This window comes from Treponema sp. (assembly GCF_045657965.1).
Lineage (GTDB): Bacteria > Spirochaetota > Spirochaetia > Treponematales > Treponemataceae > Treponema_D.
In genome coordinates this window covers 1-12,214 of record NZ_JAZOUG010000153.1, presented here as the reverse complement: position 1 = coordinate 12,214, position 12,214 = coordinate 1, and the positions used below count along the sequence as shown (strand labels likewise).

General features: G+C 41.0%; 10 protein-coding genes. 4 read left to right on the top strand and 6 right to left on the bottom strand.

From position 1 onward, the window contains the following. Nucleotides 1-43: 43 nt before the first annotated feature. Entirely contained in the window at nucleotides 44-700 is a 657-nt protein-coding gene (gene pth, locus ACKI5B_RS05545; RefSeq protein WP_407426646.1) for an aminoacyl-tRNA hydrolase, read from the bottom strand. Between the two features lie 75 nt (nucleotides 701-775). Between pth and ACKI5B_RS05540 the strand changes: the two genes are divergently transcribed. Together ACKI5B_RS05540 and ACKI5B_RS05535 are read left to right on the top strand one after the other, a co-directional pair. After that, on the top strand, nucleotides 776-1,513 hold the full coding sequence (locus ACKI5B_RS05540; protein WP_407426644.1) for an acyl-[acyl-carrier-protein] thioesterase: 738 nt from the start codon (nucleotides 776-778) through the stop codon (nucleotides 1,511-1,513). Between the two features lie 320 nt (nucleotides 1,514-1,833). Further along, on the top strand, nucleotides 1,834-2,670 hold the full coding sequence (locus tag ACKI5B_RS05535) for a sigma-70 family RNA polymerase sigma factor (RefSeq protein WP_407426642.1): 837 nt from the start codon (nucleotides 1,834-1,836) through the stop codon (nucleotides 2,668-2,670). 93 nt (nucleotides 2,671-2,763) lie between these two features. Here the strand turns inward: ACKI5B_RS05535 and recG are convergent, their stop codons facing one another. After that, nucleotides 2,764-4,926 (bottom strand): ATP-dependent DNA helicase RecG, encoded by a 2,163-nt coding sequence (recG, locus tag ACKI5B_RS05530; RefSeq protein WP_407426640.1) that lies wholly within the window; start codon nucleotides 4,924-4,926, stop codon nucleotides 2,764-2,766. Between the two features lie 98 nt (nucleotides 4,927-5,024). Here recG and murJ point away from each other — a divergent pair, with 98 nt between their 5' ends. Then, a complete protein-coding gene (gene murJ / locus ACKI5B_RS05525) occupies nucleotides 5,025-6,677 on the top strand; it encodes a murein biosynthesis integral membrane protein MurJ (RefSeq protein ID WP_407426638.1) in 1,653 nt (550 codons plus the stop codon). A 22-nt stretch (nucleotides 6,678-6,699) separates the two neighbouring features. On the opposite strand, the gene ACKI5B_RS05520 is transcribed toward murJ, so the two are convergent. Beyond that, on the bottom strand, nucleotides 6,700-7,788 hold the full coding sequence (locus ACKI5B_RS05520) for an ABC transporter permease (protein WP_407426636.1): 1,089 nt from the start codon (nucleotides 7,786-7,788) through the stop codon (nucleotides 6,700-6,702). 39 nt (nucleotides 7,789-7,827) lie between these two features. After that, on the bottom strand, nucleotides 7,828-8,754 hold the full coding sequence (locus tag ACKI5B_RS05515; RefSeq protein WP_407426634.1) for a diacylglycerol/lipid kinase family protein: 927 nt from the start codon (nucleotides 8,752-8,754) through the stop codon (nucleotides 7,828-7,830). Between the two features lie 103 nt (nucleotides 8,755-8,857). Between ACKI5B_RS05515 and ACKI5B_RS05510 the strand changes: the two genes are divergently transcribed. Further along, on the top strand, nucleotides 8,858-9,772 hold the full coding sequence (locus ACKI5B_RS05510) for a prohibitin family protein (RefSeq protein ID WP_407426632.1): 915 nt from the start codon (nucleotides 8,858-8,860) through the stop codon (nucleotides 9,770-9,772). Nucleotide 9,773: 1 nt separating this feature from the next. On the opposite strand, the gene ACKI5B_RS05505 is transcribed toward ACKI5B_RS05510, so the two are convergent. Both ACKI5B_RS05505 and ACKI5B_RS05500 read right to left on the bottom strand, forming a co-directional pair. Further along, nucleotides 9,774-11,432 (bottom strand): putative manganese-dependent inorganic diphosphatase, encoded by a 1,659-nt coding sequence (locus tag ACKI5B_RS05505; RefSeq protein WP_407426630.1) that lies wholly within the window; start codon nucleotides 11,430-11,432, stop codon nucleotides 9,774-9,776. Nucleotides 11,433-11,445: 13 nt separating this feature from the next. Further along, on the bottom strand, nucleotides 11,446-12,214 hold a 769-nt coding region (locus tag ACKI5B_RS05500; protein WP_407426628.1), incomplete at its 5' end, for a DUF1846 domain-containing protein.

Genomic DNA, 12,214 nt, shown 5'->3' with positions numbered 1-12,214 from the left:
AAGAATTTATCGAATGTGTTTGAAGAAGATTTTTCTTTCATAGCTATTTCTCCACGATTTTCTTTTTACTCCAGCCCTGTAAAATACGGTTCGGGTCAGTTGAGAGAAGAAGTTTACAGAACATCTCGTTTACAGAAACAAATTCCTGAGAAAGGATTATTTTTTCATCAGAAGTAAAACCTGAAAGCACATAATCAGCAATATTTACATTTGCAGGCTTTGAAATACCAAAGCGAAGCCGCCAGAAATCAGCAGTACCTAAAACAGCTTTTGCAGAACGCAGGCCGTTATGCCCGCCAAGCCCGCCGCTGTATTTAAGGCTTACAGTACCAATCGGAAGTTCCAGTTCATCGTGTACAACAAGAATTTCGTCCGGATTGATTTTGAAAAAACGGGCGAGTTCACCGATTGATTCCCCGCTGAGATTCATATAAGTAAGAGGCTTTAAAAAATAAATTTTTTCCGGGGCAGTTTCCGGAACCCGAGGCGTTCCTCCGTCTTTAGTTGTATAAACACCGGTTTCTGCCATCCATTCGGCAAGGGTGCGGGTTTCTGCAGCCACATAATCGCCTTTGAACTTGTTTTGAAAGTAAAATTTATTGTAAAAAGGAAGCTGTGAAGCGAACTGCCATGCAACGTTGTGACGGGTATTTTTGTATTCTTCGCCATAGTTTCCTAAAAAAGCAACAAGTTTAATCATATTTCAATTATAACGTAAAAAGGATTTTCAATAAAGACAAGACATCGATAAAAGAAAGCAGTAAAATTATTAATTATGGAAAACAATCTTATTTTTACACAGGAACGTAATATTTCATCTGCTTTTATCGACAGCTCATTAAAAATGGGAATTGCGCAGTCAGTTCTGATGGTTCAGGATAATCTTACTGAATGTTTTAACATGCTTGGCTGTGACGGAGTTATCTACCGCGAAAAATACAATGCTTTCTGGGTGTTCACAAAATCAAAACTGATTTTCGAAAAAAGACCTTACTGGCGCGATAAAATTTCTGCAAGTACATTTCCTGTTGATAATGCAGGATTTAAAGCTCATATCAACACAATTCTGAAAGACAAAAACGGAAATACACTAATCAGGGCAAATCAGGAAGCATGTGTTCTTGATTTAGAAAAACACCGTCCCGTAAAACTTACAAATTTGAATTATCCGAAAGAAAATTTTCCGGAAAGCGTTTTTAATGAACCGTTTGAAAAACTGGATACAGATTTCACAGAAGAAGATTTCAAATATGAACAGATAATCCGCAGCCAGCAGATTGATATGTCTCATCATCTGAATAACATTGAATACATCAAATTTGCATTAAATGTATTTACAGATGATTTCCTGCTTTCTCATGAAGTAAAATCGCTTGAAGTTCACTACACAGGCGAAAGTAAAGAAGGTCAGATTCTAAAAATCTATTCAAAAACAAACACAGATACAACGCAGATCGTCATAAAAGAAAGTGACAGGACCGTTTTTGAAATGAAAATCGAATTTTATAACTAATCTGTGTCATTTTGATACAATCTGACACGGATTTTGATGCAATGTTTCTTTTTGACACATAGGGCTAGGGATTGTAGCGGCGGCGAAGCCGTTCAACAGCGGATGAGAGAAGCGAATACGGTGTTGAATGGAGCGTAAGCGCAACCGCGAAAAGCCCGGCCACTGCTTACGGAATGAAATGGAGTTGCAGCGGCAGCCCCCGCCTGATTTTTCGATTCTTATAGTTTCAACTTTCAGCTTTCAATTTTCACTTTTCAAATTCTTGGCACGAAAATTGCTATATTCTCCGTATAAAATATCTTATTTTTAGGAGATTTGCCATGAAATACAACGACGAGACAATGAATGCTTACTTAAAAGATTTGAACAGAATCCCGCTTTTGACGGCAGAAGAAGAAAAAGATCTGGCACAAAAAGCAGCCGCCGGCTCAAAATCAGCAAAAAATAAGCTCGTCAATGCAAATCTCCGCTTTGTCGTTGCAATTGCAAAGACTTATCAGGGACGCGGCTTTGAGCTGATGGATTTAATAAGCGAAGGAAATATCGGTTTAATGACTGCCGTTGACCACTTTGATGTATCAAAAGGATACAAATTCATTTCATATGCAGTATGGTGGATCAGACAGAGCATTCAGAAAGCATTGAGCGACCGCAGCCGTGCAATCAGACTTCCAATGAACAAAGTAAACGAAATTTATCAGATTGAAAAAGCACGAACACTTGTTGATTCTGATAAAACTGAAGAAGCTCAGGTTCATGAAATCGCAAAAATCCTTGGAATGAAAGATTCTTATGTACGCGAACTTTTGAATTTCAACCGCGACATGATAAGCCTCGATGCTCCTGTTGATGCAGAAAAAAGTTCAGCTGTATTCGGCGACACCTTTAAGGACGAAATTAACCCGACACCAGAACAGAAGGCAATGGAAAAAGCCCTCAAAGATGATGTTGACCAGGCTCTTAAAACTCTCAAACCAAAAGCAGAACGCGTAATCAGAATGCGCTACGGCTTAAACGGCTACAAACCAATGTCTCTCAAGGAAATTGGAGATGAATGCGGCCTTACAAAAGAAAGAATCCGCCAGATTGAAATGACTGCTGTTCAGACATTACGAAGCCCGTCAAGAAAAAGACGACTGGAAGCGTATGTGGCCTAAAAAAAACGGTCTCCCGCCGGAAACCTGTCCCGAATATCGCGGTGAACAAGTTCAAGCGATTTCGTGACAGAACTCCGGCTCCGACCGTTTTTTTTATCTCTCAACACACCCAAACGCCATTTTTCTTGCCTCAATCATAATCTTCATGTCACGGGCAAGGTTGGCGATTTTGAATTCAAGGTCGCCGCTTTGGGCTGTTCCTGTAATTTCGCCAGGACCGCGCAGACGAAGGTCTTCTTCAGCAATTTTAAAGCCGTCAGTGGTCTGGTGCAGAACTTTCATACGCTCTCTTCCAGTTTCGGTAAGGTTTTCACGGTAAATCAAAAAACAGTAACTCTGGTCTTTCCCTCGCCCGACTCTTCCCCTAAGCTGGTGCAGGGCGGCTAATCCGAATCTGTCTGCCTGCTCTATTACCATGCAGGTTGCGTTCGGAACATCTACACCTACTTCAACAACAGTTGTCGCAACCAAAACCTGAATTTTATTCAAACGGAAATCTTCAAGGATTTTATTCTGCTCTTCTTCGGCAATTTTTGAATGAATCAGTGCACACTTGAAATTCGGATAAACCTGAGTCTGAAGGAAAGTGTACATTTCTTCGGCAGATTTGAGAGAAGTTTCTTCGCTGCCTTCTATTGCAGGATAAACAAAATATGCCTGGTGACCGGCAGAAAGTTCTTTTCTAACGGCTTCATAGGCATTGCGCTCGTTTCCAGCCCTGCTAAGATGTGTAATAATCGGCTTACGCCCCTGCGGCATTGTGTGGATTGTGCGCACATCAAGGTCTCCAAAGACAGTTAAAGCAAGCGTCTGAGGAATCGGAGTTGCACTCATCATTAAAAGGTTCGGTTCGCGGAAAGGCGGCTGTGCATATTTATCCTGCGCCACAACTGAAGTGCGTCCTTTATCTAAAATTGCCGAACGCTGCATTACGCCGAATCTGTGCTGCTCGTCAATTATTGCAAGGGCAAGGTCATGATACTGCACGTTTTTTGAAAAAAGCGCGTGAGTGCCGATTACAAGATTAATTTCGCCTTTTTTGAGTGCATTCAGAAGATTGTCACGCCCTTTTGTTTTAATGTTTCCTGTAAGGTAAGCTACATTCACGCCAAGAACTTCGAGCTGTTTTGCCGCATTTTCGGCATGCTGTCGGGAAAGCAGTTCAGTTGGAGCCATAAGAGCTACCTGTCCGCCATAATCAATTACGCGGAGAGAAGCAAAAAATGAAACGAGTGTTTTTCCGCTTCCGACATCGCCCTGAAGAAGGGTCCGCATGGAAAACCGTTGTTTTGCAGTAGTTCCGGCAGTCTCTGCCACAGATTTTTCAGCAAAACCGTAGTTTCTGTCGATATCATCGTTCATGAGTTTAATGACAGTCATCTGGTCAGCTGTTAGCGAATATGGAAGCCTTTCTAAAAGCTGTTTCTGCCTTGTTGAAAGGGATTTCATAAAATCTTCTTCAGAAATTTGAGGCTGTAGGCTTTCACCTGTATTTATTTCGATTGAAGGAAGCTTTCCGCGGTGAGCTATCGCCTGTTCTGCAAGCGTTTTCTGAAAGAAAAAAAGTTCTTCAAAAACAAGGGTGTTTCTGGCTCCGATTGCTTCTGAAAGCGTTTTTGGAAAGTGAACACTGCGCAGGGCATCTTTTTTGGAAAGCAGGTTACGCTTCTGTATGATTTCTGAAGGAAGGTCGTTTTCAAGACCGAGCGAAAACTGATTGAATGCAGCCTGAATTGTTTTAGTCATTATTTTATTTGTAAGGCCTTCGGTAAGCGGATAAACCGGAAAAACCATGCTGTTCGGAACAGGTATTCCTTCGAAAGAGGCAAGGTTTCCGCCGTCAGTAATTTTTTCTAATTCAAAGCTCGTGGACTGGTATTTTCCGAATTTAAATTCGCATTTTGCGCTGACTGCGACAATCTGGCCGACCGGGTGCGTTTTTTCCATAAACGGACGGCCGAATGCAGCAAGCTCTACAGTGCCTGTGCCGTCACTTGCAATAAGCTTGAGGGTTTTCATGCGCCCATATCCAAACCATTCGTGAGAAACAATCTGTGCAATTGTGTGGATTTTTCCTGTATTGTTTTGAATCGAAGAAGCAATGCTGATTTTTTGAGTCCGGTCTTCGTAGGTGCGCGGATAAAACTGAAGCAAATCCGAAATCGTAAAAATATTGAGCCGGGCAAAAAGCGACTGCTTGGCAGAACCTATTCCCGGAAGAGATGAAATCGAATTATTCAGTTCTGAAAGATGCAAAAAAAAGACTCCAGTTAAGAAAAATGTTTTAGTTCTCTGACAACGTAAACCATTTTTGATTCTATCATAAAAAAGCATAATCCGCTATAATTTTTTCCATGTCAAAAAAATCAGGTTCGCTTCTTTCAGCTGGTCTTTCTCTTTCATTTTTTACACTCTGCTCGCGCATTTTAGGACTTGTACGGGAAATGACGAAAGCAGCTTTCTTAGGAACTTCAAAATATGCCGACGCATTCGGAATCGCCTTTATGATTCCAAATCTTCTCCGCCGCCTTTTTGCCGAAAATGCAATTTCAGTTGCATTCATTCCAACTTTTAAAGGTCTTCTCGAAGAATCAGAATCAATTGAAGGCAGACAGACAATCCGGGAATTTTTAAGTGCGACGCTTACGCTCATTACATTTCTCACAACCTGCGTTGTTTTACTTGGAATTTTAATAACCCCGTTCATTGTGAAGATTTTTCTTGATTCCGGCGACAGTGCTTTGATTGCAGAAACTACAGTTCTAACCCGGATTATGTTTCCTTACCTTGTAGTAATTTCAATTGCCGCATTTTTTCAGGGCATTCTTAACGGAGTAAAAATTTTTTCACCATCCGGTTTTACGCCGGTTCTTTTCAATTCTGTCGTCATTGCAGCAACATACATTCTCACACCGCTTCTTATAAATCACTTTGCAGCAGGTTCCGATGGTGTAATCGATTCTGAACTTAAAGCACGAATGGCAGCCCGAGCTATGTCAATCGGTGTAATTTCAGGCGGCTGTGTCCAGGCACTTTTCCAGCTTCCATTCGTTCTTAAAACCGGCTGGACATTCCATTTTACCACGCTGAAAAAAGCCTTTTCAAATTCCGGAACACGCCGCGTCATGAAACTGATTGTGCCGACAATTATAGGGATGGCTGCATATCAGCTCAATGACGTTGTTTCTACAGCCTTAGCTGGAAAAGCAGGAACCGGAATTGTTTCTTCTCTGCAATATTCACTTCGATTACAGGAATTGATTCTTGGTATTTTCGCAGTTTCAATCGGTACGGTAATTTTACCTGATTTAAGCGGTCTTGCAAAAAAAGAACTCTGGGAAGATTTTAATTCAATGCTCATTCAGGCATCAAAAATCATGGCATTGATTTCAATTCCAGTAACATTCTTTTCGCTCATTTGCGGCACAGAAATAATCTCGCTTGTTTACAAATCAAAACGCTTTACAGATGAATCAGTTCAACTTACGCTCTATGCATTCCGCTGGCACATTGCAGGACTTTTTTTTATCGCACTAAACAGAATTATTTCCCCAGCTTTTTATGCACAGGGAAACACAAAATCACCTACAATTGCAGGAATTTTCGGCTTTGCTGTAAACATTGCTCTTGCATTTGCTGTTGTTACTCTCAGAAATGACGGTACAGGTTCAGGAATTGCATTGGCCCTTTCAATCGCAAGTTTTGCAAACACAGCCGCGCTTTTCATTTTCCTGCGCAAAAACAAAAATCTTAATGTCAAAGCAGTTACGCTCGGCACAGTTCTTTACGCACTGAAACTCGTATTGCTTTCCATTGCAGCCTCTGTTCCAGTATATTTTGTACGGAAGGCTCTTCTTCCTGTATTTGAAAATCACGGACGCCTTATCGGATTCGGCATACCGCTTTTTATCTGTGCAGTTCTTTTTGCCGCAGCAGGAATTATTCTACTTGTAATTACAAAAGACGAAATTGTAAAAGTGATAATAAATAAACTCAGACGCAGGTAAAATCGAAGTTTGACAAGGTATTTTAATTTTTGCCGTATCTGATCCGGGGATCGACTATTGCAAGAAGAATGTCACTGATTGTCATGCCTAAAAGTACAAGGGCAGAAATAAACATATTATTTGCAAGAACTAGATTTACATCCTGCTGCATGACAGCATCATACATAAGCCGGCCGATTCCTGGATATGAAAAAATTATTTCAAGAACAAGAGAACCTGAAAAAAGGCTGGCAAGCAGATTTGCACTTCCGGTAATGTATGGATTAAGTGTATTTCTGAAAGCATGATTTAAATAGACTCGTTTTTCACTGATTCCACGGGAACGGAGTGCCATAATATAAGGCATTCCCATCTGATCAAGCATAGTAGAGCGGATCATACGCATAGTACCGCCGATTCCACCCAAAAAAGAAGCAAAAAGCGGCAGAAAAATATGATAACTGTAGCTGAAAATGAATTTTAATGGATTTTCTGAAGCCGGAAAGTCAGGATAAGCAGTAACAGGAAAAAGTGAAGTAACTGAAGCAAAAAGCTGAAGCAGAATCAGAAGCAGAATTCCAGGGAAAGCATGAAAAAACAGGGCAAAGAAGGTAGCTGCTAAATCAACCTTTGTGCCAGCTTTACTTGAAAAATAGACCCCAAGCAGAAAAGAAAAAATCGTGATAAAAACAAGGGAAATCAGATTTAATACAAGGGAATTAACTATTCTGCTTTTTATCAGAAAAGAAACCGGAGCTTTTGAAATAAGAGATACTCCCAAATCATGATGAACTAAAACCCGGTTAAGCCAGCGGAAATACTGGATTGTGAAAGGCTTATCAAGTCCCATTTCTTCCCGCATTTTAGCAAGCTGTTCTTCAGAAAAAATACTATCTCTTCCACTTCCGCCGCCATTTTCTGTCTGACTCATCAACTGCTGCTGCATCATCTGATCAACAATATCACCTGGAGCCAAAGCCATTAAAGCGAACAAAGCCCAGCCAAGTATAAAAAGAATTACAAGCATTGTGATTAGACGAAATGAGATAAAAGAAAGCAGAGGAAATTTATCTTTAAAGATTCTGTATGGCTTTAAAAAACATGATATGCAAAAAACTTTCTGATTTTCCATTGTTTATTCCTGATGTTACCTGCTTATTATTCTATCACATTATACCAGAACTGTGAGCTTTTGCGGCAGCACTTCAAACTTTATTCTGTCCACATTACCGACAAGTTCACCGTCAGTGTGGAGAATGCTTTTTTCGTCAGATTGAAGCGTAAGTGTTCTGCAGTTTCTGAGATAAAAACCTTTTAAGCGTGAATGAAGCCCCATACACAAAAACGGGAACAAAAGAAATGTAAGGATTCTGGGAACGCCCGCTGCAAGACAGACAGAAAGCATACCGTCGTCGCCCTTAGCTTTCGGACACATCGGCACGCCCCCGCCTTCAGCCTTAAAATTCATTGCAGCAAGAAAAATCAGTTTACTGAACGAAACAGGCTCATCATCATCAAATTTAAGGGAAACAGAATATGTGCGCATTGTAAAAAGAGTCTGAACCGTAAGGAAAACATAGCTTAATTTTCCCAGATGAAGATAGTTAAGAATTTTTTTAATTTTTGCTTCGTTGATTCCGGTTCCGACAATTGCATCAAGGCCAAAGCCCGAACTGATTCCAAAAATACGGCTGTCATTTGTTGAAAGAACGGTTGAGCGGCCAAGATCGATTTTTTTGTCACCTTTTGAATTAAGAATAATATCCAGTGCTTTTTGGGGATTGTGGCGCGGAAGTTTAAGCCCGCGGGTAAAATCATTTCCGGAACCGGTCGGAATAAGACCAAATTTGACTTTTGAAAAATCTGTAATTCCATTTAAAACTTCGTTGATTGTGCCGTCCCCGCCAACCACAACAATTTTTATATCATCTTCGGGAAGTTCTGAAATCTCTTTTGCAATTCGAGTTGCGTCTCCGATTCCCTGCGGCACACGGACTTTAAAATCAACTTTTTTATTTTTAAGAAGTGCACGGATTTTATTCCATTTGAGAAAAGCCTTTCCACTGCTTCCGTGAACGTTTACGATAAAATGATACATGAGCCAATTTTAACACAAATAACCGGATTATTGTAGTTTTTATGTTTACCTTTTAATCAGATTTTCATTATATTTAAAATATATCCCAAATCAGGAGTTATTGATGAAAAAATTAGCAAAAAAATCGATTATTTCTCTCATTGTTCTTGCAGCACTTGCAATAACAGCTTATGAATCATATTCAGTTGTTGCCCCAAACGAGCGCGGAGTTCAGGTTATGCTCGGTGAAGTTACCGGAGATGTTTTAGAGCCTGGAATGCACTTTCATCCGCCGTTTGTAAGCGTAATCAAAAAATATTCAATCGTTCCAAAAGGAATGAACGTTAATTTTTCGGTCGGAAAAGATGGAGCAATTACAAAAGACATGCAGACAGTCGGCTCTCAGGTAACAGTCTTTTACCGCTACGACGGTGCCAAAATCATGGATGCCGTTAAAAAATACAGCGAATCAATCCTTGAAAACGCAATTACCCGAAGCTTAGTTGCAAGCGTAAAAGAATCAGTCGGTAAATATTCAATTTACGAACTGGTCGAAAATCAGGACAAAATCACAAGCGATGTAACAACTGCATTAAATGCAAAGCTTGCAGAATATCCAATCGAAGTTACACAGCTTACAATTTCAAACTGGGACTGGAGCGACGATTTTGACAAAAACATTAAAGAAACCATGAACCGCACCCAGCAGGTCCGCCAGGCCGAGCAGGATTTAAAACTGGCCGAAACAAATGCACAGAAACAGGTTGCCGAAGCTGAAGCCCAGAAAAAAGCTGCTGAACAGACAGCTGAAGGAGAGCTGATTAAGGCACAGAAAGCTGCTGAAGCAAAACGCGTTGAAGCAGATGCCCTCGCCTACTACAACGCAAAAGTTGCCCAGAACTATCAGGTAGAAATCAAACTCAAGGAACTTGAAATCGAGCTTGAAAAAGCAAAAAAATGGGACGGACGCCAGGTTCCGGAATACGTTCCTTTAACAGCTGCAGGCGGAATCGTAACTCTGCCGGCTGCAAAAGAATAAACTACGCTCCGTAAGCCGCAAGAACTTCTGTAAGCATTGGTATCAGCTGTTTTTTGCGGCTTACTACATCTTTCAAAAAGTAAATATTGTCTTCCTGTTTCGGGAAGGTCAGGCATTGAAGAAATTTTTCTTCACCTGCAACAAGCATTACAGAAGAAAGCGTTGAAATATCAGTGACTAAAAGCGAAGCAAACAAAGCTCCGTGACTTTTTCGGGCAACTTCAAGGTCATTAAGAAATTCTGTCTTACGGTTCAGCACTTCTTCGGTTCCGTCAACTTCAATCTGGCTGACCGTAAAAATCAATCCGCCTTCGTTATATTCTTTCATATCCTGATTTATAACTTCATAAGAACTTCTGCCTGAAATTCTGCTTCCGGCTTTGATTATCTCTTCGCCAAGCGTTTTTATATCAAGGCCGGTCAGTTCTGAAAGATAACCTGCAGTTTCAATATCGGTCTGCGTGGTAGTTGCGCTCTGTAAAATCAGCGTATCGCTTAAAATTCCGCACAGAAGAAGTTTTGCAACATCAGAAGGAATTTTTATTTTCTGTTCGCGGAACATTTTTGTGATAATCGTTGAAGTTGAGCCGAGCGGCATATTGATGAACGAAATCGGGAGCTTTGTGTGGATTGAGCCAAGCCTGTGATGGTCAATAATGTCTGTGATTGAATAATTTTCGATTCCGTCGACAGCCTGGCTCATTTCGTTGTGGTCGACAAGTGCAACAGAAATTTTTGCTTCGTGGTGAATGTCGATTTCGCTGAGCATACCGATTACTTTGTTTTCATCGTCAACAACAGGAAGAATCTGACTCGGCACTTCCTTTAAGTGAGGCAGAATCTGCTGGATTGAATCTTCGCGTTTAATCGGCTTAATTGACTGGTCGCAAAGAACACGCACCGGCGTTGAATAAAGAACCAGCATTGAAGTCGAAGCCGTGTCGTATTTGCTTACGATTATGCTCGTACCGCATTTTTTTGCCTTTTCCAAGATTTCTTTGCTAGGAACCCGGCCTGCGCTTAAAATTAAAGCACGGATTTTCTTTTCAAGACACAAATTCTGAATATCTTCACGGTCGCCTGTTACTACAACAATGCTTTCGTTTTTTATGTGATCTTCAAGCGTTTTTTTAAACGACTCAAATTTTGTTGAGCCGGAGATAATTGTGTAAGTATGAAGAACATCCGGATCTTCGCCTGGGCAGCAGATTGTTCCCTTTAATGTCTGATTCATTAAATTGACTGTTGTTACAAGCGAAATATGATGCTCCGGGCGTAAGATTCCAAAAATCTTGTTTGTAAATGAATTGTAATTGAGAATTGCCTTGTAATGGCCTTCATCGTCAACAACTGGAACGACTTTGCGTTTTTTTTCGCGCATAAAAATCGAGGCTTCCCAGAACGGTGTCATTTGATTTATGACATCGACAGAATCGCTCATGTAAAAAGCAACCCGAGGATTTAAGTTCGGAATAAACTCAGGCGGAGTGATGCCGAATTTTTTGTAAATGTATTCAGTCTGCGGATTAAGCTTTCCGGCTCTTGCGGCTTTATATTCTGAAAACCCCTGCGCATTTTTGAGAGCTTCAAGGGCAGTTGCCGAAACTACAGAGTCCGTGTCAGGATTTTTATGTCCGAAAATGTAAGTCGTTTTATTCATAAGGAGCTGCTCCTTACTTTCTTGAGCTTGTCTTTAAAACAGGCTCGCATGTCAAACCGACACCAAGCTTTTTAAAGATTTTGCGGTCAACTTCAGAAAGCATTACGGTTGTGTGAACCTGGCAGCCTTTAAGACGAGGAAGCTGTTCGAGTGCTTTACGGCAGTTTTCGTCGGATGGCGAAAGCATTGCAAGGGCTACGAGAACTTCGTCCGTATGAAGACGCGGGTTGTTTCCTGCAAGATAATTGACCTTCATGTTCTGAATCGGCTCAATCATGTCTTTTGGAATGAGTTTGACTTTGTGGTCAATGCCCGCCAAGTGCTTTGTTGCATTCAAAATGAGTGCGGCACAAGTTCCCAAAAGGCTTGAAGTTTCTGAAGTAATAATCGTGCCGTCTTCAAGTTCGATTGCAGCGGCAGGAAGTGCTGATTTTTCGCCGCGCTCGTTTGCAGGTACAACAACTTTTCTGTCTTCAACGGTGATTTTTGCCTGTTTCATTAAAAGCGCAATTTTATTGACTTCGTTTTCGCTTGCTTTTCCGTCGATTAAATCATCAAGGGCTGTATAATAACGGCGGATAATTTCCTGATTTGAAGCCTCTCTACAGGCTTCGTCATCAAAAATGCAGTAGCCGGCCATATTTACGCCCATATCTGTCGGTGATTTGTATGGGTTTTCGCCGTAAATTCCTTCAAAAATTGCGTTCAAAACCGGGAAGATTTCGATGTCGCGGTTATAGTTTACTGTTGTTTCGCCGTATGCTTCCAGATGGAACGGATCA